Here is a 22,427-nt window from a genome sequence, read left to right on the forward strand (position 1 = left end):
CTCTGGCAACAATGATCGCTACCCGCAAGCAGTATTGCCGAGTTTAGAAAAAAGTCGCCATTTGATAATAGCCCCTGAATCTGTCCCGCCAAGGCCAATACATAAACAAAGAGAACCATTCAAAACAAACGCTTCTGGTAGCAGCCAGTAGCACTAAAGCGAGATTCTTACAGCAGCGCCGGAAAATTTTCATGGGATAAAATGAAGCCGCTTGGCCTTACGCAAACGGTTTTTGCATATTTAAGACAACCAACAGGAATTGTCCTATTAAGCCGTCTGCGCTATCCCCAGTTTCCTCATCTTCGCGCGTAGTGTGCTGGGGTTCAATTTAAGTACTTCGGCAGCGCCGTTTGCTCCTGTAATTTTACCGGATGTCATCGTCAAAACTTTCAGAATATGGCCTTTGACCGCCGTTTCGAATGACAAGTCAGAGATGTCGCTTTCGGATTCAAACCCATCGAGCTTACGACATATATCCTGAAAGAAATCATTATTTGGAGTTATGGTAAACGGTTTGTCCGGAGAATTCCCCCAAAGAAGAACCGCGCGCTCAACGGCATTTTGCAACTCACGAATATTACCACGCCAGGAGTAAGCGCAAAGCTTTTTCATCTCACTGCCGCTTACACGTGGAGGATGGCATATCCCTAAGAATGAGCAGCGTTTTTTTATAAAATATGTAATCAATATAGGAATGTCTTCTCGCCTTTCCCGAAGAGGGGGAATGTATATCGGAAAAATATTCAAGCGATAAAGCAAGTCCTTGCGAAAACGTCCTTCCTCGCACATTCGTACAATATTGCGGTGGGTGGCCGCAATGATTCGTACATCGACAGGAATCTCTGTCGAACCGCCGACACGCTCTATAACGCCTTCTTGCAAGACACGAAGAAGTTTGGCTTGCGCTAAAATTGGGAATTCACCGAGTTCATCCAGCAAAAGCACTCCATTATTTGCTCGTTCAAACCTCCCCTTTACCGTTTCTGTTGCTCCTGTATAACTACCGCGCTCATGACCAAATAATTCACTTTCGATAAGATTTTCCGGCATATTTGCGCAGTTTATCTTAATAAACGGCGCAGACCTTCGCACAGAACCTTCATATATAGTATTTGCGACGACCTCTTTTCCTGTTCCCGTTTCCCCCAGAATGAGAACAGGGAAAGTTTCTCTACTGACCTTCCAGATTAGTTCATTAACGTGTTGCATACCAGGAAGGTCCAGAGGGAGTCTTGAGGCATCCTGCATTTGCCATTGTTTTTGAGATGATGGGATTTTATTTTCGCAAAATTTTGTATATGAATCGGCAAATTTAAAAAAATATGATACATGTTTATCGCTATATGCATTATTTTTTTTCGAAACTAGTGCAAGAGTAACCGCAAATTTTTCAAAAATTATATTTCTGAAGTACATTAATGAAAAATTTTTATTTTTGATGATAGATTTAGTCGCTTGGCACAAAAGGAATTTATCATCCTGATTCGCTATCCTAACTATACGCTTTGGGCTACTATTCATGACAACTCTACCCTGCTCAATGGAAATCATTTGTGTATAGTGCTCTTCATTTATATCAGGTGCAAATATATTGTATTCATGCTCGCCATATAAAGTTGCAGGCAGCGCCAACATTATCATATCAACTGGAAATATGTTTTTAAATAAGAAATAAATCGATTTAACCTTTTCACATATCGATGAATTATCTAATAGTATGTCTAGATAACTTTGATATAACGCTTTAAACCTATTGGTGACTTTCCCAAGACTTGAAGGAGGTTCATAGTAAACTCTCATCAGGATACCCTTTTAGTTGCTATTTATTTACTGACATTCAAAAAAATATGTCTGTATAGGACAAACCACAAAAAATTCTGTTTATTAATAAACAAACAACGTAAAATTCGGTTCGACCCTACGGTCATTGCGTCATGGTAGATTTACAGCGCCCACGCTGACTTCATGCCAGCTAACTCATGTATACGTCTTGCAAAGGTCGATACGTGCTTTCAAGCAGATCACCAAGACAAAGCCCGGCACGGTCGAGCTCTCATTTTCCTCTCCCGCCAGAAGCGCCTTCATTGCAAAAAGCGTCATTCTAAATTGCCCTCCCCAGCCCACGAATCCATACCAAAACTGATCACGCGCTTCCCCGATTATCAAAAAACGGACTGACCGGTTTACGATTTTGGATGGATGGCCTTCCGCTTCATCCGCAGACACCTCAGCCGTCTTCCCCTTTTTCCTATCAGGGCATTCGTCAAGGATGCATCCATCTGAGACCATAAGGAAAACCTATAGTCGATTTATCGACATAAAACGGTAAACCGTAATTCCACGTCTAACGCAGCCGTTTTTTCAAAATGTGTTCCCTTAAAAAAAGCCTAACCAGCCTGTAATTATCAACAGGAATACATTCAACACGTTTCTAGCAGACACGGGGCCAGCTGTCACCGAATAAGACGATAAAAACGTCTTATTTGACGACATGTATGGTGGATTGTTTTTATGTATTTGTAATATTTGAACTTTTTTTTGGCACACATATTGATATAAATTTCACAACTCATGTTGAACCCTGTATCGTAGAACTATAAAAGGAGAAGTCATGAAACGACCGAAGAGAGTGTTGCTTGTTGGTATTGACGGAGCAGTACCCGGGCTTGTTGAAAAACATATTGCGGAGGGGATTTGCCCCAATTTTAAAAAGATTTTCGAAGGTGGCGTGAAGAGTTTGAATAGCCTTTGCCCCATGCCTACCATCACGCCGCCCAACTGGACGACGATCTCCACTGGCGCCTGGCCCGTTACGCACCAGATTACTGACTATTGGAGGCACATTCCCGGAACATCGCCCAATGCCGCCAACACCGAGATGAACTTCAGCGGCGAACGCATCAAGGCTGAAACCATTTTCGAGGCGGCAGAGCGCGCCGGGAAGAAATCCATCGTCGTCAACTATCCTACCAGCTACGGCATTCATAAACGCCTGAAAAATTCAATTGTTGTCGGCGGTTCTGGCCTGAGCGTGGGAACCATTCAAGATAACGAAACGTCGAAAAATCTTGGCGCCCCGTATGCGGGCGGACAAATTTTCTGCGACGACCTCATCGTCGGTTCTGCCTACCACCCGGGTGGTATCGTCAGCGATTTTTCACCGGCCAAAGATTGGGAAAACGTTCACGAGCTGGGTGACGATCCGATGGAAATCGAGTTCGACCTGCCTTTCGAAAAAAGCCCCTTCAAGCCGCAAAAGCATACTTGGTATTGGCTGATCAGGGACGTCGAAGGCGACGGCTATGACACGGTCACCCTTTCTCCGTCGCGGAACTTTGATGATGCCTTCTTCACCCTCAAGCTCGGCGAGTGGAGTGACAGGGTTTTTGCCAACATCCGGCTTGAGGATGGAAGCGTCAAGGAAGTCGCCTTCCTTGGAAAAATTCTGAAATTGAATGACGATGGCACCGACTTTGATTTTTACCTTACGCAAATGCTGAACACCGATGGCGACCTTTGGTGCTTCCCCAATAAAGCCGCAGCTTCGCTTCGCGACATCGAAGCCGTGCCTACGACAAAGGCTGGCTTCCTGCTGAGGATGATGGGCTGGTACGATGACGAGATGTTCTCCGAACTTATTGAAATGCACAACAAGTGGCTCGGTGAAGCCCTCGTTTCGTTGATGGATAACAACGAATGGGATTTGTGCTTCTTCCATACCCACCCGACGGATTCGGTCTATCACTACATGATGACGGAGCTTGATCCGGATACGTGCAGCTCCAAGGAAGCGCACGAACATGCATGGGAGTTCCATCGTCGTTTGTACAGATCCACCGATGCCATGCTTGGCAAACTGATTGATTACGTGGGGGAAGACACGGCGATCATCCTTGTCTCCGACCATGGTTCAAAGGCGGACGGCGCTCCGTTTTCTCCTGTCAATGCCTTGATGGACGCTGGTCTTCTTGTGGCCGATGACACCAAGGAGCCCAACGAAGCAATCAAGCTTGCCATGAAGAATCTGAGCAAGGAAATGGCCGAAGCCATGCGCAAGAGCGCGGCGGAACCTGTCATTGAAAAGTGCAAAGCATTCCCCCAGAGGGCCTGCTATGTGTACGTCAACCTCAAGGGACGCGACCCGAACGGTATTGTTGAACCCGAAGACTACCACAAGGTCCAACGGGAAATCATTGACGCGCTTTACACCTATGTCGATCCTAAGACGGGGATTCGACCTGTCGCGTTGGCGCTCAGCAAGGAGGATGCGCTGGTCATCGGCATGGGTGGCGAACAGTGCGGTGATGTCGTCTACAGCCTCTATCCCGAGTTCGGTATGCAGCACGGCGCATTCCTCGCCACCGCCAAGTGGGGTATTGGCGATCTTCATACCATGGGTGTCTTCTACGGCCCCGGTTTCAAAAAGGGGTTCGAGATGGAGCGAGTGACACAACTTGCCGACATCGTGCCCACCATTTGTTATATGATGGGCCTGCCGTATCCCAAGACGTGTGAAGGAGCTGTTCTTTACCAGGCTCTCGAAGAGCCCGATTCCTACACCTGCTGATAAGTTTAGGGTTTCCGGGGGCACTCCCCCGGAAACCCCTTTTTTTAAAAAGGCAGTTGAACAAAAGGGGAAGTTACCATGATCCGAAGAAAATTCTGTTTGATCACAATTTCGATTTTTGCCCTGCTCATTTCTTCATTTGGTATCGCACAGGCCGGATGGCCTGAGCGCCCAGTCAAATTTATTTTGGGGTCGCAGCCGGGGTCATCCATTGATTCAATCGGCAGAATCCTCGCAAAGCTTTTATCCGAAAAGTTTGGCCAACCTTTCGTTGCAATGAATATTACCGGAGGTGCTCTTGGAGCATTTCCCATGACAATGAAAAACAGCAAAAACGATGGATATGTCATCGGCATGGGCGCCGATATGAACTTTTCCTATACAGGATTAGAAAAAACAGCAGATTTTAACTTTGATGATTTTGATTACCTGTGCAGTATATTTAAAGGTGATTGCAGTTTTATCTGTAGCGGAACAAGGGAATGGACAAACATCAAGGACGCATTGGAAGATGTGAAGGCGCAGAGTAGACCGCTTATTTATCTTTTCCAGACATCTAAAGATCGGCTTATGATGCAGGAGTATGCAAAGCAGGTCGGAGCACAAATCAACTGTGTTCCCAGCCGCGGCCCCTCGTCCATCATCAGTTCTTTGCTGGGTGGGCACAGCGATGCCGGTTTCAGCGGCGGTGTTCATTATCCGCAGGCCAAAGCCGGAAAAATCAAGACGCTGACCATGACTACCAGCAATCGCTCCAGCAACTATCCGGATGTGCCCACCGCGAGCGAACTGTTCGATCCTAGCTACGTTATGGACGCGTTACGCATCATCGTTGCCCCCAAAGGCTTTCCTGAGGAGGCCAGAACGGAATGCTTGAAGGCCATTTCTGAAGTCATCACAACCGATGAATTTAAAGCATTCGTCAATAACATGCATTTCGTGATCGATTATCATGAAGGCGAGGACTTGCAGAGGATATTGGACAGGCAGGTTATTGAAAACAAAAAAATGCTTGGTGACGCAGCGAAATAGCATCTGATCATGGGGCATTCTATGAATGCCCCATGTATGATGATTCACCGAAATACGAGGAGAGTATTGTGTATCGAGCAAATGTCATATCATATATTTTTTGTATAATATTCAGCTTGGTATTTTTATTGTGCTTAATACAGAGACAGTGCCCGGTATGGCCTGGATTTGGAATACCTGCAACGTACTTTCCGACATTATTGTGTTCCGTAATATTAATATGTTCAACTGTGGCTCTTTGTAAAACAATTTTCGATAAGTACAAGTTGAAGGTTGTCGATAGTATAAAAATCGATAAGTCCCTGTTTTGGGGGCTGCTGAAGTACACTATTGCGATTACTGCCTGCATGCCTTTGATCTGTTACTTCGGATTCATCATAGGCGGCTTCATATCCATGGTAATTTTCCAATACTTGATTGGCAGTCGGAAAATAGTCCAGATCGTATGCATTTCAATTATAACAGTATTAGTTCAGTATGCGGCCTTTTGGTATGGACTAAAAATTATACTCCCATAAGGACACAATAATGGACGCAAGTATCTTAAATGGCATCTTTGATGCCTTTAACATCGTAAATATCAGCTATGTGTTTGTCGGCGTTGCCCTGGGGGTAATCGTCGGCGGTATTCCCGGTCTGTCAGGACCGATCGCGATCGCCATGGTCATCCCGATCACCTACTTCATGCCTGCCGTCGGAGCCATCGGCTTTTTGGTCGGCATCAACAAGGGCGGTTGTTTTGGAGGGTCCATCACGGCCATCCTGCTCAATACGCCTGGAGCACCAGAGGCAACAGCAACAACATTCGATGGGTACCCACTGGCCCAATCCGGGAAAGCCGGTAAGGCGCTCAAAGTTTCTCTGCTTTCATCGGTGATTGGCGATCTGTTCTCCACATGCTTGGTCATTGCCATTGCCAGCCCTATCGCCTCGATCGCCTTAAAAATGGGGCCTGCTGAAATCGCGGCCATCCTGATACTCGCATTGACCATGATCGCGCTCCTGGAGAGCGAATCTTTCCTCAAAGGGATCATCGCATCCTGCTTTGGTCTGTTCTTCAGCACGGTCGGCATGGAACCTGTTGCCTCGCAAGCCCGATTCAGTTTCGGAATTTACCAGTTGGAATCCGGACTTTCTATCGGCGCCATGGCAATCGGAATGCTCGCCGCAGCCGAAATCGTCCGGCAGGCAATAGAGCTCAACAAGGAGCAGGGCGTTAACCTTTCCTGCCTGAAAAAAGAAGACAAAAAGAATAACAACCTCAGCGTAAAAGAACTGATTTCGTTGATTCCGACCTGGCTTCGCTCCTCGCTTGTCGGCTCATTCATTGGCACCTGCCCTGGGCTGGGCTCAACAGTGGCCTGTTTCATGAGCTACGGTATCGCCAAAAAAATGGGTAAACCCGGCGAAAAATACGGGACCGGAGAAATCAAGGGCGTAGCCGCGCCTGAAGCCGCGAACAATGCGGTTGTCGGTTCGTCACTCATCCCGCTTTTTACCTTGGGCATACCGGGGAGTGTTGCCGCATCTCTCCTTGTCGGAGCCTTCGTTATTCATGGAATCACACCTGGTCCTCTGATGTTCGAAGAACATGGCCGTGAAGTCTATTCGATTTATGGCTGCATGATTGTTGGTAATATTGCGGTTCTCATCCTTGGATATCTTGGAATCAAGATTTTTGTGAAGGTTCTTGAAGTACCCAAACAGATTCTTTACCCAATCATTCTTTTTACATGCGTTGTCGGCACGTACATTATGGAAAGTGATCCTTTTTATGCCTATGTCATGGTGTTCTTCATGATAATCGGGTTCTTAATGAAGATTACTGAATTCCCATTCGTCTCCTTTGTCATTGGTTTTGTGCTGGGAGGCTCTCTGGAGATATCTTTACAGCAGACTCTTATCATGTCGAGCAATCACATATCTGTTCTTTTTACCAGACCTATATCCGGCTCAATAATGGCAACAACCATGATTGCCATCCTATACTCTGGATATAAGTACTTTAGGCAGATCAGGATTACCCACAACTAAAGGTTCAAAAGGTTATGAGCAATAAGAATATTAATATCCCCCTGCTTAACAGGCCACTGGTGATTCTCGGCCTGTTGTGCATAATGTACTGCTTTAGCTTCTTCCACCGGGCATGCATTGCTGTGCTGTCTGTCGATATCATGAATGATTTTGCGATGACGACAGCGAATATTGGATTAATAGGTTCCGCAACGATGCTCGGCTATGCTTTAAGCCAGGTTCCCACGGGAATATTTACAGATCGTTTTGGAGCCAGAAAAACCTTGTTTGTTTACCAGATACTTGCTGGCATTAGCGCTATTTGCTTTGCGTATTCCACGGACTGGAAGTTCGCTGTTGCCTCAAGATTTGTGCTGGGGTTGACGATAGCCGTAAATGTCCCTGCGTTGAAACACCTTGCACTTTGGTTGCCTGCAGCATGGTATAGCAAGGCTTCAAGCATCCTTTTAACCTTCGCTACAGTCGGAACATTTCTCGCCTCGACCCCTCTTGCTTTTGCTTCCAGCGTCTGGGGATGGAAGTTCTGCCTTGTCGCTGTCGGTGTGGCAACCATTGCCCTCGCTTTGACCGCATTATTTGGCCTCAAGGACAGGCCGGAGAATCAGATCCTCGCATCACACGAGCCAGAACGAAAGATCAGTCTATCGGTTATCTTTTCCAAAATAGTCCGCGTCCGCAATTTCTGGCTGTTGTTTATTTGGTTTTTGATCATGGTCGGTAATTTGTATGTCCTTTTCACCATGTGGTGGGGAACCTATCTGATGCAGGGGGTAGGGTTGGACAAGAATGAGACCGGATTATGTCTGTCCATAATGGCTATTTGTTCTGCTATCGCAATGCCTCTTTTCGCAGTACTTTCCGATAATATTCTTCATTCAAGAAAAAAGATTCTTGTTATCGGGTCTGTGGTCGCTTCACTCCTCTTATCCGGCCTGTGTTTTGGTTTCACCGGACACTCAGTACCGGCATTGGCTTTTATTAGTGCTTGTTTGAATATTGCATTTGTCGCACCTGCTCCAATGGTCTTTACAATGGCTAAGGAGTCATTGCCGGAGGAAGTGATAGGAACTGCATTCGGAATTCTCAATTTTGGTGCCCCTATATACGCATCAATAATTCAATGGATATTTGGTCTTGTTGTTAACAGCGGAATGGAATCCGGTAATACAATTTTGGAATCCTATTCATCAGCTTTTATTATGATACTTGCTTTTACGATGATTGGTTTTGTTGCAACATTTTTTATGAAAGATACTTTTACTAGTGAAGAATGCTATGCGGACCTTGCCACAGAAAAAAGCCGATGAACTTGTTTTGGAATATGTTCGAGTGCTGGCTAATGCAAAAGGATTTGGACTAAGTTTTTTAGAACCGTATGTGATTTTGTCCAAAATACAAATTACTGAAATTGGTAAAACTACTTTTGAATATGCATGGCAGAAAACCCCGCTATTTGTGCTTGAACGCAATCTCGCAGGGGGGCGCGATGTATGGACTGTAAAAACGACTAATAACATCGTTATCGATGAGTTTTGCGTAACAATCTAACGGATAGGAGCAAATTATGGCAACGGGAAAAACAGCTGTCCTTGTGTTTACATCTCTCAACGAAGGGATTTTCTCGGACCAAAAAACTTCTGGAATGATGAAGTTGTTTAATGAAGGCACCGCCGCCCCGCTGACGGTAAAAAAGGATTTTCGTATCGAAACCTTATCTGGTGCCGAGTCGGGTGAAAGCGTTGTCGATGCGGCACACAAAGGCGGTTACGTCATGGAAGAACTGTCCGACGCAACCGAATTTTATGTAGCCGATTGCGTTACGAAGGAATCTTTCGCCGAGTTGATGAAAGAGGCAACGGCGCTGGATCCGAAAAAAACGCTTATTACGATTGTCAGTCCTTCCGCGGTGTTGTTTTCCGGGCTGGGTGTAAAAAAGAATGTGAAATTGTCGACTCCCATTCCTGCCTCAAGCATCGCCCCCACCTTGGCCCTGATCGCAGATCTGCCGCTTCCCGCCCAGGTTGCCTATCCGCCGGCATATGCAGTCCTTGATGGTCTGGATTTCAAGGCACGGGAGTTCGCCGAGATGAAACGCACGATGGATGGGCTGATGAAAAACATTGAGGAAGCGAACAGCCAAAATTGATGGCACTGCCATCCAGACAATTGAAAGACTGACATAGGCGTATATTAACTATCAGTTTATAAGCTAGAAGGTGTAATTATGATTACGGGTAAGACTGCAGTTTTGATCTTTACTACGTTATCCGATGAGGCTCTGAAGAACAGTGACAACTCCGATATCGGCAAGCTTTTTCGCAAGGGTTCCGCTGTACCATTGAAGGCTGAAAACGATTTGCGGACAGAAGCTCTGGCCGGTTCAACGATGGGCGAAAGCATTGTCGAAACCGCCAAGGCGGCTGGCTATAAAACTGATGAACTCGGATCCGATACGGACTTGTACGTCACCGAAGCGGAAACTGAGGAACAGTTGGCGTCGATTTTGTCTGTTGCTTATACTGTTGGCGTCAGCAACACGCTGATTATCCTCGCCAGTCCGACTTTGGCCATTTTCTATGGCCTTGGCATTCAACGAAAGGTTCAATTGAAAGAGCCGCTCAATGCAACTTGCATCGCTCCGACGATTTCCTGGATTGCCGATATTCCCTACCCGGCAGATGTTGAGGCCGCCCCTGCGTACCCCGTACTGAAGGGTTTGAACTTCAAGGCCGGCGAAATGGCAAAACTCAAGAAGTCTCTTGATGCGCTGACCTTGAACATCGAAAGAGGCAACCTCAAGCCTTGGGACAAACACGATTGCGCGTAATGTCCGACTAGGCATTGTTCGATTTCTGCGGGGAATTAAATTTCCGCAGGAATCGAACCATCCTTGATTCTTAGACGCTAAATTCCGGCAAGGAGAACTCGTAATGCTCTTTTTCTTAAACAAAACTGGTAAACTAAATGTAGACCTTATTGGTATGATTTCTGGTGGAGAAGAATCGAGTCTTCTCCTTGTCGGAGACGCGGTGACCCTGGGCACTCCGACGGGACAGGAACTCTTGTCCGATTTCGAATTCGAAGACGTATTCGTACATCGCGATGCCGTCGAGGCAAGGAACATTTCCCTGTCTGAACGGTGCGTGCCCGTTACGTATTCTGACATGGTCGACATCTTGATGAACCATGATGGTCAGATCGTTTCTTTGTAGCAACCGACGACGAGGAAATCATGCCCAAGACACTTACTTTACTGCTGATGTCCGGTTCCGCCGAAAACGAGGACGCTGAATTCGCCACAAAACTGAGTTCGGCAGCTCTTGAAAAAGGACATCGTGTTCAAATCTATCTTTTCGGCAATGCGGTGAATCTTTCCAAAAAGGAATTCCCCATAGAAGGCGATCTTCATATCGCTCCGATGCTGATTGAGCATATCGAACCAACAAAAAGCTTTACAAGGATTGCAGAGTTATGCCGCGAAGGCGCCGACATTTCAACATGCCATACTAATGAACACGCCCGGGGCATCGAGTCACGAGAGTATATCGATGGAGTAAAATGGGGAGATGTTGGAGGGACATTTACAAAATATCTTCTCGGATCCGATGTATTACTTTCAATCTCGCACTAGCTCAAACGGCTAGTCCTTTTGGGGCATTGTAACTTATGCATTCCAATAGAGGTTAATATGATTAATTCACTCGTGTTGTTTGTCAACAAACCACTTGGGGTAGAGTTGTCCGCCCTTGGTGTCAGGACGGCCTGGGCATGTCATGAAAACTCTTTTGACGTAAAGTTGATTTTTCTTGGCGACGGGGTGTGGTGTGCGACTGACAAGCGCGGCTACCATGCTGAAATGATAAAAAGACTCATCGAAAATGATGGCGAAGTTTTTTGTGTGGAAGAAAGTCTGAAAGAACAGGGTATCGATCCGGACAGCCTCATCGAAGGTATTGATGTTGTGCCCCGTGAGGAGATCTGTGATTTCTGTGAAGACGTTGAAAGTGTTGTTTCATTCTAAATAAGGATTAAATACCATGCCAGAAGTTACTTTTGCAAGAAACGTTGCTACCGGAAAAGATACGTACAAGCTTGGTTCTTGTTTCTCCGAAGAATTTGTTTTTGACTTGAACTCTGTTTCTGTTGAAGAACGAAATCAGGATCACACCGGAGCCAGGTTGTTGTGCGCTGCAGCACTCGCGTGCTTCTGCAACACTTTTTACAACGAGCTTGTCAACTCTGGTGCTGAAGTCAAATTTATCCACGCTTCAGCAAACACTGAAAAAGAACAAGACCTGACTATGAGAACGCATTATTGCGCTATGAGTATTGAATTAGAAGCTGGAATGAACGAAAAATATATGCATATCTTTGATGAAGTTGCGGAGCATATGCTCAATGGATCACTGCTTACATATAGCCTTGAAGAAGCAATGAGCATTGATTACAACTTCAAGTTAACTTTTGTTGATTAATATTTGACACAACATACTGACGCAATTAACGCCTCCATCCTAAAACAGGGGTGCCCACGGTGCGAGCCATGGGCACCCCACCCCTCGCCACTTCATATAATAAAGTTTAACATTACGCCGAGTAGATATAAAACATCCGTCCATGACGAAACGTTTTATCGATATGCCTGACAAGCGCAGCCTTATCTGACCATCACCATAATCACCCAAAAGGTAACCCCCTGCCCTGGTTAGAAAACAGAGCAAGGCGTGGCTTTCCAGAAACGTGGTGGGTATTTTTTGAAATAGATCCGCCATCATTACAGTTATATCCTTCCAGTTGCTGAAGCTAGGTCAAAACGGTAGGTCAACGTGCAAATACAAAGGACACGTCAAAACACAATAGACAAACAAAATCACAATATTGCCGCACAGCTGAAAAGTTGGGACTTCCGAGTCTTCTCTTCGGCACAAGTAAAGAACAAGGGTCCCAACCAGCAGGTTGAGGCCCCTTTTCTTTTGTCGCTGGCAAGGTTCGGCGCATCTCCTCCCGGCACTACGGGTGCGCGGGGACAGCCCCCCGCCCCGGCCTCTTCCCCTGCCGCCCCCGGCCATTCCCTCCCTGACCATTGCGGCCTGATCGGGACACTCCCCAGGCCGAAGCGGACTTTCCTTGTAAAAAAGCCAATAACTCGCTATGGCGTTATCATCAGGTTCCTTTTGATCGCGGACGCTCCCGGGATTGCCGGGGCATCCGCGCGGACGGTCGGGCACGGCATCCCTCCGGCAGGCGGCGTGACGTGGCTCGCGGCATCGCGTTCCCCGCTCCTCACGACATGGCCATATCCAAACAGAGGTCCATTCCATGGCAGTCATAACGCCCCGCGATCTGGAAAACGGGAAGACCCTCGAAGCGGACATCTGCATCTGCGGATCGGGACCGGCGGGCATCAGCCTGGCCCACGCCCTGGAGGGCTCCGGCCGCTCCGTCTGCATCGTCGAAAGCGGCATCGACAAACCCAACGAGGAAATACAGCATCTCAACGACCTGGAGAACGTGGGCTTCCCCCTGCGTCCGCACTTCGTCAACCGGCTGCGGATGATCGGCGGCACATCGAACCTGTGGCCCGGCAGGTGCGTCCGCCTGGACCCCATCGACTTCGAGCGGCGGCCGTGGGTCCCCTTCAGCGGCTGGCCGCTCGCCTACGCCGAATACACGGCCTACATGCGCAGGGCCGCACCCCTGCTGCGCCTGCCCGAGCCGTGCCCCGAATCCCCGCTGGCGGACGGCGGGAGTCCGTCCCACATACCCGGTCCCGAGGCCTGGGACGCGGCGGGCCTGGACGCGACCGAAGGGCTGTGGGCCAAGGCCCCGGCCCGGTTCTGGCCGATCTTCCGGAAACGGCTCACCCGGTCCTCGGGCGTGACGCTCATCGCCGACCTGACCCTCACAGGGCTCGACTTCAGCGACGACGGCGGCCACGTGACGTCCCTGGAGACCCGCGACCGCTCCGGCAGGCGGTTCACCGTCCGCGCCGGGCAGTACATCCTGGCCATGGGCGGGCTGGAAAACACCCGCACCCTGCTGCTCGCCGCGGAGCGAAACGCGCAGGCCCGGATACCCCGCGCGCCCCTGGGCAAGTATTACATGGACCACCCCAAGACCACCTGCGGCCGGATAGAACTCGCCGAGGGGGTGGACTGGCGCCGGCTGGTCGGCCGCCACGCCGTGCCCGGCGGAAGACGCCAGCTGCTCTTCCGGCTGTCCCCCGAGACGCAGCGCCGCGAAGGGCTGCTCAATGCCTACGTCAATCTGGAGCCCAGCTATTCGGGCGGTACCGAGGCCAACTACAACCGGACCATCGAAATCCTCAAGCGGCTGCTCCGCAAGGGACACGTGGGCAACCGCCTGGACCTCTCGGAGATGGAGGGGATGCGCGACCTCATCTACCAGCTCACGCCCGACGAGATAGTGCCCTACCCGGTCTATCGCCTGCTCCAGTTCGTGAAGCAGCATCTGAAAAAGCCGCCCCGGCATCTGGTCATCGTCAACCACTGCGAACAGATACCCAACGAAAACAGCAAGATATCGCTCTCCGACCAACGCGACCGGTTCGACAACCCGCGCATCCGGCTGCACTGGGAGGTGGTCCCGGCGGAGATCGAGACCCTGGCCCGCCTGCAAACACATCTCGCCGACTTCCTGGAGCAAAACGGGATCGGCAAGCTGGTGACCGACGTCTCCGAACTGTCCGGCTCCCACTACACGGACGCGTCCCACCACATGGGCGGGACGCGCATGAGCGCGGACCGGGAGACCGGCGTGGTGGACGAACATCTCGCGGTGCACGGCGTGGACAACCTGCACGTGCTCGGCAGCTCCGTCTTCCCGACCGGAGGCGCCGCGAACCCGACCTGGTCCATCGTCGCCCTGGCCCTGCGCCTGGCGGACCGGCTGACGGACAGCACCTAGGACACGGACCGGAACGACAACCAAGCAACACAACAACCGGAGAGGCCCGCCATGAACCCCGTCTACATTCTCGGCCTGGATGCCTACGACCACGTGCTCATGAAGCAATGGGCGGCGGAAGGCGCGCTCCCCCATCTCGCCGAGCTCCTCGACTCCGGCCCCTACTGGGACCTGCACGGCTCCACCGAGGTGTTGCAGGGGTCCATCTGGCCGGGCTTCGCCACGAGCGCCGATCCCGGACGGCACGGCATGTATTTCGTCTACCAAATGAAGCCCGGCTCTTACTCCCTGGCCAAGATGCGGGCCGACGACATGCGGGCCGAGCCGTTCTGGAACGCGGCCTGCGCGGCGGGCCTCGAGACCGTGGTCCTCGACGTGCCCAAGGTCGCCCTGGGCGCGCACCCCCGGCTGGTCCAGGTCGTCGAGTACGGGGCCATGGACCACTACTCGCGCTATGCCAGCCATCCCCGCGCCCTGGCCGGGCGGCTGCGCGCGACACACGGCGAGCACGTGCTCCTCAAGCCGTTCCGGCAGCCCGTGACGGACGACCAGTCACGGGACCTCCTGGCGGGGCTCCTTCGCGGGGTGCGGCAAAAGAACGCACTAGGCATGGAGCTGATCGAGGAACACGACCCCCGGCTCTTTATCTCGGTCTTCGGGGAGGCCCATGCGGCCGGGCATCATTTCTGGGCCCTGATGGACGGGCAGGCGGGACAATCCGGCGATCCCGCGCTCCGCCGGGCGCTGAAGGAGATCTACGTCGCGCTGGACCAGGCGGTCGGCGATTTCATCAAGCGGTACGCGTCCAGGGCGAACATCCTGCTGGTGTCCGGCCACGGCATGGACCGCGACGAGCGCTCGCACTGGGTCATGGACGACGTGCTGATCCATCTCGGCCTGCTCTCCATGCCCGGCAGGCCCGACCCGGCGCGGGAGCCACGGGGCAACGCACGGCGGCCCGTCCGGGGCGGACTGCTCAAGCGGTTGGACCTCGGCCTGCGGCGGCTGGTCAAGGAATACGCCCCGGCGGCCGTCACGGACCGGATTCATCTCATGTTGCAGCAACGGAAGGGCGTGGACCACGCCCGTTCCATCGCCTGGTCGCTGCCCTCGGACCACCAGGGCTGCATCCGGCTCAACGTCAGGGGCAGGGAGCCCCAGGGGATCATCGACCCGGTGGACTACGCCGGGACCGTGGACAACATCGTCGAGCAGATCGGTCGGCTGGTCAACGCGGACACCGGCAACCCCATCGCGGAAAGGATATTCAAGATTCAGGAGACCTATGCCGGGGGCGCACACCTCGACGTCCTGCCCGACATCTCCGTCCTGTGGCGGAATGAGCCCATCAACCGCGTCCGGCATCCGCAAAGGGGCGAATTCGCGGTCTCGCGGGCCCCCTGGGGGGTCCGGTGCGGCAATCACCGGCTGGAGGGGTTCTGCCTGGCCACGGGGCCGGACATCCGCAATGGCGGCCACGCGGGCGAGGCGGACCTCCAGGACATCGGCGCCAGCGCCCTGTCGCTGCTGGGGGTGCCCGTTCCCGACGCCCTGGAAAGCGTTCCCCTGCCCCACCTGCTCGCGGAAGATTAGGAGGTCGCCATGGAATCGACAACGGTCCCGGTCAGCGTGCTCCTGTGCGTCCATAACGGCGACCGCTATGTCGCCGAGGCCATCGAGAGCATCCTGTCGCAGACCCTGTCCCGCTTCGAGTTCGTCATCGTGGACGACGCCTCGACGAACGGCACCCCCGCCCTCCTCGACGGTTTCGCCCGGCGGAACCCGCGCATCCGCCTCTTCCGGCTGGAGGAAAACCAGGGGCTGACCAGGGCCCTCAATTACGGCCTCGAGCAGTGCACCGGCAAATACATCGCCCGCATCGACGACGACGACCGCAGCCTGCCGGACCGGCTGCAACGCCAGTTCGATTTCCTGGAACAACATCCCGACCACGTGGCCGTGGCCTGCGGGCATCACGTCATCGACGAGACCGGCAGAATCGTGAGCAGCACGGACGAGGCCCTGGACAGCTGGCAGATACGCTGGATCGGCGGGTTCAACCCTCCCGCGCCGCACCCCACCTATTTCTTCCACCGCCTGGCCCCCGACGGCAGCGCCTTCCGCTACGATCCCGTCTACCGGACCGCCCAGGACTTCGACCTGTGGTCGCGCATGGCCATGCAGGGAGAAACCGCCGTCCTCGGCGACATACTGGTCGAATACCGGCGGCACCCGGCCGCGATCACCGTCAGCAAGCGGAGGGAGCAGGCCGCCAATTGCCGCAGGATCGGCGAGACCAATCTCCGCAACCGGCTCCCCGAAGGGCTGTTGGCGGACCTGGAGCCCCTGCTGGACATGTGGGATTACACGCGCAAGGCGGACCCGGAGGGGATCAGGAGGGCCGTGGCGGGCGTCAACGGAATGCTGGCCCACGACCTCCCCCATGCCCCCGACCCCGCACACAGGCGCTGGACGCGGCGCATGGCCGCGGGGCTGCTCGCCGACGCGCTGCTGTCACGGGGCGGCGGGCTGCACAGCGTGCGGCACACGCTGACCTTCCTGCGTTGCGCGTTCAGACACCTGCCCTTCCTGGCCTACGCCGCCGGCAAGGCTCCGAGGATCGCCCTCAAATCGTTCAGGGCCGTGAGCAGGGAGCACTGAGGCGGCTCCCCGCCGATCACCCGGCCTAGAGGGCCCAAGGCCGACCCTTGCGGGCGGCGATGGCGGTGTATTCGTCGATCTGCCCCAGGCAGACCTCCCCGGCGTCCAGGGCCCGGCCCAGGAACGGCCCGTAGCCGCGCATGGTCATGTCCACGGTTCGCTCCAATTCCAGGACCCCCTTCCACTGGAGGTACAGCGCGGCCTTGTCGCCGCACAGCTTGAGCATGCCCGCCTCATGCGGCCCGCGTCCCCGGTCGGACACATCACGCCAGCTGCCCATGCCGCTCAGACAGTGGATGGTCTCCACCAGGGTCTCCACGGAGCAGGCGTTATCCAGGGGGGCGAAATTCCAGGGACCGGCGAAACCGGCCGGGTCCCGGGCCAGCTTGACGGCCAGCCAGAGATAGCCGCTCAAGGGCTCGAGCACGTGCTGCCACGGGCGCACGGCGTGGGGCATGCGGACCTCCAGGGGGTGGCCGTCGCGCACGGCCCGGACATAGTCCGGCACCAGCCTGTGCGCGCCGAAGTCGCCGCCGCCGAGGACGTTGCCCGCCCTGGCCGTGGCCGCGCCCACGCGCCCCTCGGGAATGAAGAAGGAGCGGTTCCAGGAGTCGCAGACGATCTCCATGGCCCCCTTGGAGGCGCTGTACGGGTCGTGCCCGCCCAGAGGATCGGTCTCGCGGTAGCCCCAGGGCTGTTCCCGGTTGTCGTAGCACTTGTCCGAGCTCACGGAGACCAGGGCGCGCACGGAGTCGGTCCGGCGGACCGCCTCCAGGACGTTGGCCGAGCCGATCACGTTGGTCCGCAGGGTGTCCATGGGGCGATCATAGGCGTCGAGGACCAGGCCACGGGCCGCCAGGTGGAAGACCACCTCGGGACGGCTCTCGGCCATGGCCCGCTCCAGCCTTTCGGCATCGAGGATGTCCCCGGCGACGTGGCGGATGCGCTTGGCCACCCCGGCGGCCTCGAACAGGTTGGGCTCGGACGGTGCGGCCAGGGAATATCCGGTGACCTCCGCGCCCAGGGAATGGAGCCAGAGGGCGAGCCAGGCGCCCTTGAACCCGGTATGGCCGGTCAGGAAGACCTTGCGGCCTTGGTAGAAATCGGAAAACGGAGACATGCTGGTACCAGAGGGGGCCGTGCCCGAACCCCGCGACTATGCTGAAGTGATGGCGGTGATATGGTCCATCCGGGGACCTCGGGGAGCCGCCGCGGGCAGGCGCTCCCGGTTCTGTCCGGGCGCTCGACGGTTCCGACGGGCCTCGACGACAAGGCCGTCCGCAGCGCGGATATGCCCCCAAACGCGGCGGCAGTCAATGACCGGGAACGGCCCGGCGTCCCCGGCGCGACGGCCGAAAAAGAGGGGCATCCCCTCTGGGATGCCCCTGGCCGTCGTCCGGAACCGGACGGAACGGGTTAATCCTTGGCGACCATGACGCTGGTGGCCTTGACCATGGCCTCGACCGCGTCGCCGACCTTGATGTCCATGCGCTCCACCGAGTTCTTGGTGATGACGGAGACGATTTCCACGCCCGGGGCGATCTCGATGACCACTTCGGCATTGACCATGCCCACGGTCACGCTCTTGACCTTGCCGGGGATCAGGTTTCTGGCGCTCAACTTCATGACGAACCTCCAATGGTTGGTTGTTTATGATCACCATATCCTTTCAAACGAACAAAAAAAGACCTTTTCCACATTTTCCACGACCGCGCAGCGCCGTCCGGCCCGGCCCCGCCGACCGCCGGAAGTCCCGGCCGACACTGGATATCCGATAAGGCATCTGATAGGGAAACGCGATGTTCGGCCCCTTTCTCCTGGTTGCGGCGGCGTTCATGGCCGCCTACGTGTTCCAGCGCATGGACCGCCTGCCCCTGCTGGGGACGGTGCGCGATCCGGTCCGCCTGGGCCTGGCCCTGGCTGTCTGGCTGTTCATCGCCGTGTCCCGCGCCGTGGGCAACGTCAATTTCGGGCCGTGGTCCATGGCCATGGAGACCGCCGGCCTAACCCTGCTCATCGTCCTGTTCCTGACCGCCGTGCTCCTGGCCGGGGTGGACCTGCTGACCGGCTTCGGCCTGTTCATGCCCCGCCTGGCCCCGAAACTGCGCGGCCTGGCCGTGATCGCCGGGCTGGTCCTGTCCGGCGTGGCCCTGGCCCAGGGCATGCGCGCCCCGGTGATCACCGAATACGAGGTCGCCCTGCCCGGCCTGCCGAAGGCCCTCGACGGGCTGGTGGTGGCCGCCGTGTCCGACCTGCATGCGGGCACCCAACTCGGCCCGGACTGGCTCGGGGCGTGCGCGGACCGGATCGCGGCCCTCGCCCCGGACATGATCGTGCTCCTGGGCGACACCGTGGAGGGGCACTCGCGACGGCTGGACGAGCTCCTGCCCGCCCTGCGCCGCTTCCGCGCCCCGCTCGGAGTCTTCGCCGTGGCCGGAAACCACGAGAACCACGGCCCAGACGCCCCGGAAAAATCCCTGAAACTCCTCACCGAGGCAGGATTCACGGTCCTGGCGAACCGCTGGGCCTCGCCCGCGCCCGGCCTGGTGGTGGCCGGAGTGGAGGACCTGGCCACCCTGCGGCGGCGCGGCCTGGACGCCGACCCCCTGCCCACGGCCCTGGCCAACCGCCCGGCCGGGGCGACCATCCTGCTTTCCCACACGCCCCTGCGCTATGAGCAGGCCGCGTCCCTCGGGGTCGGGCTGATGCTCTCCGGACACACCCACGGCGGCCAGGTCTGGCCCTTCAATTACGTGGTCCGCCTGCTCTATCCCCTGGTGGAGGGGCGTTTCGCCATCGGCTCCATGACGCTCATCGTCAGCCGGGGGGCAGGCCTGTGGGGCGTGCGCATGCGCCTGTGGAAACCGGGCGAAATCCTCAGGATCACCCTGCGCTCGAAATGAGCGCGCCCGGCGTGTGACCGCCGGGCGCAACAGATTCCTTCGCCTGCTCATCCGCAGCCGAGCAGCGCGTGCCCGGCCATGGGCGGTTCCCCGGCATGGGCCGCCGAAGGCCCCTCGCCCCGGGCCAGGCCGGTCATGGCCAGACGGCGCTGAATGGCCTGCTGCTCCTTGAGCCAGTTGGGGGCGATGCGGCCGCTCTCCACGGCCATGATGGTGTCGCCCAGGAACAAGGCCTCGTCCAGGTCGTGGGTCACGTGCAGGATGGGGATGTTCAGCTCGCCCTTGAGTTCCTTGAGGCAACTGCGCAGGTTGCGCCGGTTGGCCACGTCCAGGGCCGAAAACGGTTCGTCCAGCAGGAGCAGGACCGGATCGCGGGCCAGGGCCTGACAAAAGGCCGCCCGCTGGCGTTCGCCGCCGGAGATGGCCGACGGCCTGCTCGACTCCAGGTGGCGGATGCCGAACATGGTCATGAGCTCGTCCACCCGGCGTTCGTCGGACGCGGCAAAGGCCACGTTCTTGCGCACGGTCAGATGCGGAAACAGGGTGTAGTCCTGAAAGACCAAGCTCAGGCCGCGCTTGCGGGCGGGCACGAAGATCCGCTTTTCCGCGTCGGCCCAGACCGTATCCTCGAAGACGATCCGGCCCGTGTCCGGACGTTCCAGCCCGGCCAGCAGCCGAACCAGGGTGGTCTTGCCCGCGCCCGAGGGCCCGATCACCGCGGTGATCTCGCCCGGCGCGCAGGAGAAGGCCAGGTCCAGGTCGAAGTGCTTCAACCGTTTGGTCATATCCACGTTGAGCATTATGTGCGCCTCGCATTGATTTTGTTGATTATCAGCAGCACCGCGAAGCAGACGGGGATCAGGGCCGCCGACATGCGGAAGGCGTCGTCGAAGCGCAGGGCCTCGACCGCCTCGAAGATGGCCACCGAGGCAACCTGGGTCTGCCCCGGTATGCTGCCGCCGACCATGAGGATGACGCCGAATTCACCCAGGCTGTGCGCGAAGACCAGAATGGACGCGGCGGCCAGTCCACCCAGGCAGTTGGGCAGGACGATGCGGAAGAAGGTCGACAGGGGCGACAGTCCCAGGACCGCCGCGCTTTCGAGCAGCCTCGGGTCCAGCTTTTCCAGGGAGGCACGCAGGGGCTGGACCGCGAACGGCAGGTTGAAGACCATGGAGGCCATGAGGATGCCGGGGAAGCTGAAGACCAGCCGGTTGCCGGTGACATCCTCCCACAATCCGCCCAGGTAGCCGCGCGGTCCCATGACCACGAGCAGGGCGAAGCCGAGCACCGTGGGCGGCATGACCATGGGCAGGGTGACGACGGCGTCGAGAAGGCTCTTGCCCTTGAACCTCCCGAAGGCCAGCAGGCTGGCCATCGGGGAGGCCAAGATGGGAATGAGCAACATGGTCCAGAGGGCCAGCTTGGCCGACAGGATCAGTGGAGTCCAATCCATGAGCTATTTATATCCGTACTTGATCTTCAGCGCCTGCACCTCGGGGGTGGCCAGGAACTTCACGAACTTGGCGGCCGCTTCGGGATGGGGAGCGGACTTGAGCACGCAGGCGGCCTGGATGACCGGCGGGGCTTCGTCAACCACGGTGAAGCAGCCCTTCTTGCCTTCGTCGGTGAAGACCGAGGAGTAGGCGCAGAAGCCCACGTCGGCCGAGCCGGTGGAGGCGAACTGGAAGGCCTGGGAGATGGACTGGCCGAAGACCAGCTTGGGCTGGACCTTGTCCCAGATGCCCACGGCCTGCATGGCCTTCATGGACGAGGTGCCGTAGGGAGCGGTCTCGGTGTTGGCGATGGACACGCGCTTGACGGCCGGGTTGACCACCGTGGCCTTCCAGTCGCCGCCGCAGAAATTCTTGTCGTTGGACCACAGGACCACCTGGCCCTTGGCGTAGACGAAGGGCTCTTCGGCCAGGCCGTCGGCGAAGAGCTTGGCCGGGCGCTTCTCATCGGCGGCCATGAGCATGTCGTAGGGCGCGTTGTTGACGATCTGGCCGTACAGCTTGCCGGTGGAGGCGTAGGTGGCCTCGACCTTGAGCCCGGTGGACTTCTCGAAGAGCGGGATGATCTCCTTGAGCACCGGGGTGAAGTTGGCCGCCTGGGCGATAAACAGATCCGCGGCGAACGCCCCCGAGGGGACGAGCAGACAAAGGACAAGTATCAATGAGCAAATGCGTTTCATGTCGACTCCTGAAGTGGGTTTTCTTGTTTGAAACGGTAGACAACGTGACCTGTTGATATGAACATACGGGCACTTCGGACAAGCGAGTCACGCGATCACCCAAACGCGT

General features: G+C 55.4%; 22 protein-coding genes. 16 read left to right on the forward strand and 6 right to left on the reverse strand.

What is annotated here, in order from left to right:
- Nucleotides 1-267: 267 nt before the first annotated feature.
- Nucleotides 268-1,800, reverse strand: coding sequence for a sigma-54 interaction domain-containing protein (locus DND132_RS17930; RefSeq protein ID WP_014321600.1), 1,533 nt, complete (start codon nucleotides 1,798-1,800; stop codon nucleotides 268-270).
- A gap of 811 nt (nucleotides 1,801-2,611) precedes the next feature.
- On the opposite strand from DND132_RS17930, the gene DND132_RS04930 reads away from it, so the two are divergent.
- From DND132_RS04930 to DND132_RS04975, 15 genes are all read left to right on the forward strand, one after another.
- Nucleotides 2,612-4,567 carry an alkaline phosphatase family protein gene (locus DND132_RS04930; protein WP_014321601.1) on the forward strand — a complete coding sequence of 652 codons (1,956 nt, stop codon included), beginning with the start codon at nucleotides 2,612-2,614 and terminating at the stop codon, nucleotides 4,565-4,567.
- Nucleotides 4,568-4,645: 78 nt separating this feature from the next.
- Entirely contained in the window at nucleotides 4,646-5,599 is a 954-nt protein-coding gene (locus DND132_RS17935; protein WP_014321602.1) for a tripartite tricarboxylate transporter substrate binding protein, read from the forward strand.
- Nucleotides 5,600-5,631: 32 nt separating this feature from the next.
- Nucleotides 5,632-6,117 (forward strand): tripartite tricarboxylate transporter TctB family protein, encoded by a 486-nt coding sequence (locus DND132_RS18920; protein ID WP_081475891.1) that lies wholly within the window; start codon nucleotides 5,632-5,634, stop codon nucleotides 6,115-6,117.
- 10 nt (nucleotides 6,118-6,127) lie between these two features.
- A complete protein-coding gene (locus DND132_RS04940) occupies nucleotides 6,128-7,633 on the forward strand; it encodes a tripartite tricarboxylate transporter permease (protein WP_014321603.1) in 1,506 nt (501 codons plus the stop codon).
- Nucleotides 7,634-7,647: 14 nt separating this feature from the next.
- Nucleotides 7,648-8,940, forward strand: coding sequence for an MFS transporter (locus DND132_RS17945; protein WP_014321604.1), 1,293 nt, complete (start codon nucleotides 7,648-7,650; stop codon nucleotides 8,938-8,940).
- Nucleotides 8,909-9,181 carry a hypothetical protein gene (locus DND132_RS18155; RefSeq protein ID WP_148266945.1) on the forward strand — a complete coding sequence of 91 codons (273 nt, stop codon included), beginning with the start codon at nucleotides 8,909-8,911 and terminating at the stop codon, nucleotides 9,179-9,181. The genes DND132_RS17945 and DND132_RS18155 overlap by 32 nt, the downstream gene beginning before the upstream one ends.
- 16 nt (nucleotides 9,182-9,197) lie before the next feature.
- The gene (locus tag DND132_RS04945) at nucleotides 9,198-9,779 is read left to right on the forward strand and encodes a hypothetical protein (protein ID WP_014321605.1); all 582 of its coding nucleotides are present in this window, start codon (nucleotides 9,198-9,200) and stop codon (nucleotides 9,777-9,779) included.
- A 78-nt stretch (nucleotides 9,780-9,857) separates the two neighbouring features.
- Nucleotides 9,858-10,460, forward strand: coding sequence for a hypothetical protein (locus DND132_RS17525; RefSeq protein WP_014321606.1), 603 nt, complete (start codon nucleotides 9,858-9,860; stop codon nucleotides 10,458-10,460).
- A 103-nt stretch (nucleotides 10,461-10,563) separates the two neighbouring features.
- On the forward strand, nucleotides 10,564-10,845 hold the full coding sequence (locus DND132_RS04955; RefSeq protein ID WP_014321607.1) for a DsrH/TusB family sulfur metabolism protein: 282 nt from the start codon (nucleotides 10,564-10,566) through the stop codon (nucleotides 10,843-10,845).
- Between the two features lie 20 nt (nucleotides 10,846-10,865).
- Complete coding sequence (locus tag DND132_RS17950; RefSeq protein WP_014321608.1) at nucleotides 10,866-11,264, forward strand: DsrE family protein; 399 nt, start codon at nucleotides 10,866-10,868, stop codon at nucleotides 11,262-11,264.
- Between the two features lie 57 nt (nucleotides 11,265-11,321).
- Nucleotides 11,322-11,654, forward strand: a complete 333-nt coding sequence (locus DND132_RS04960) for a DsrE family protein (RefSeq protein ID WP_014321609.1) — start codon at nucleotides 11,322-11,324, stop codon at nucleotides 11,652-11,654.
- Nucleotides 11,655-11,670: 16 nt separating this feature from the next.
- Nucleotides 11,671-12,108, forward strand: a complete 438-nt coding sequence (locus tag DND132_RS17955) for a hypothetical protein (RefSeq protein ID WP_014321610.1) — start codon at nucleotides 11,671-11,673, stop codon at nucleotides 12,106-12,108.
- An 844-nt stretch (nucleotides 12,109-12,952) separates the two neighbouring features.
- Nucleotides 12,953-14,560: a GMC oxidoreductase gene (locus DND132_RS04965; protein WP_014321611.1), complete on the forward strand. Its 1,608-nt coding sequence runs from the start codon at nucleotides 12,953-12,955 to the stop codon at nucleotides 14,558-14,560.
- A 51-nt stretch (nucleotides 14,561-14,611) separates the two neighbouring features.
- Nucleotides 14,612-16,153 (forward strand): alkaline phosphatase family protein, encoded by a 1,542-nt coding sequence (locus tag DND132_RS04970; protein WP_014321612.1) that lies wholly within the window; start codon nucleotides 14,612-14,614, stop codon nucleotides 16,151-16,153.
- Between the two features lie 9 nt (nucleotides 16,154-16,162).
- Entirely contained in the window at nucleotides 16,163-17,221 is a 1,059-nt protein-coding gene (locus tag DND132_RS04975) for a glycosyltransferase family 2 protein (RefSeq protein ID WP_014321613.1), read from the forward strand.
- Nucleotides 17,222-17,246: 25 nt separating this feature from the next.
- Here DND132_RS04975 and rfbG read toward each other — a convergent pair whose 3' ends face one another.
- Complete coding sequence (gene rfbG / locus DND132_RS04980; RefSeq protein WP_014321614.1) at nucleotides 17,247-18,341, reverse strand: CDP-glucose 4,6-dehydratase; 1,095 nt, start codon at nucleotides 18,339-18,341, stop codon at nucleotides 17,247-17,249.
- A 296-nt stretch (nucleotides 18,342-18,637) separates the two neighbouring features.
- Nucleotides 18,638-18,847, reverse strand: coding sequence for a TOBE domain-containing protein (locus DND132_RS04985; RefSeq protein WP_014321615.1), 210 nt, complete (start codon nucleotides 18,845-18,847; stop codon nucleotides 18,638-18,640).
- Between the two features lie 173 nt (nucleotides 18,848-19,020).
- Here DND132_RS04985 and DND132_RS04990 point away from each other — a divergent pair, with 173 nt between their 5' ends.
- Nucleotides 19,021-20,124, forward strand: coding sequence for a metallophosphoesterase (locus DND132_RS04990; protein ID WP_014321616.1), 1,104 nt, complete (start codon nucleotides 19,021-19,023; stop codon nucleotides 20,122-20,124).
- Between the two features lie 47 nt (nucleotides 20,125-20,171).
- Here DND132_RS04990 and DND132_RS04995 read toward each other — a convergent pair whose 3' ends face one another.
- The 3 genes from DND132_RS04995 to modA are packed head-to-tail and all read right to left on the reverse strand — an operon-like array spanning nucleotide 20,172 to nucleotide 22,318.
- A complete protein-coding gene (locus tag DND132_RS04995; RefSeq protein WP_014321617.1) occupies nucleotides 20,172-20,924 on the reverse strand; it encodes an ATP-binding cassette domain-containing protein in 753 nt (250 codons plus the stop codon).
- Nucleotides 20,924-21,580, reverse strand: coding sequence for a molybdate ABC transporter permease subunit (gene modB, locus DND132_RS05000; protein WP_014321618.1), 657 nt, complete (start codon nucleotides 21,578-21,580; stop codon nucleotides 20,924-20,926). Before modB ends, DND132_RS04995 begins: the two co-directional genes overlap by 1 nt.
- A gap of 3 nt (nucleotides 21,581-21,583) precedes the next feature.
- A complete protein-coding gene (gene modA / locus DND132_RS05005) occupies nucleotides 21,584-22,318 on the reverse strand; it encodes a molybdate ABC transporter substrate-binding protein (protein ID WP_014321619.1) in 735 nt (244 codons plus the stop codon).
- Nucleotides 22,319-22,427: the final 109 nt, after the last annotated feature.

Origin of the sequence: Pseudodesulfovibrio mercurii (genome assembly GCF_000189295.2) — a bacterium.
GTDB classification, from domain to species: Bacteria; Desulfobacterota; Desulfovibrionia; order Desulfovibrionales; family Desulfovibrionaceae; genus Pseudodesulfovibrio; species Pseudodesulfovibrio mercurii.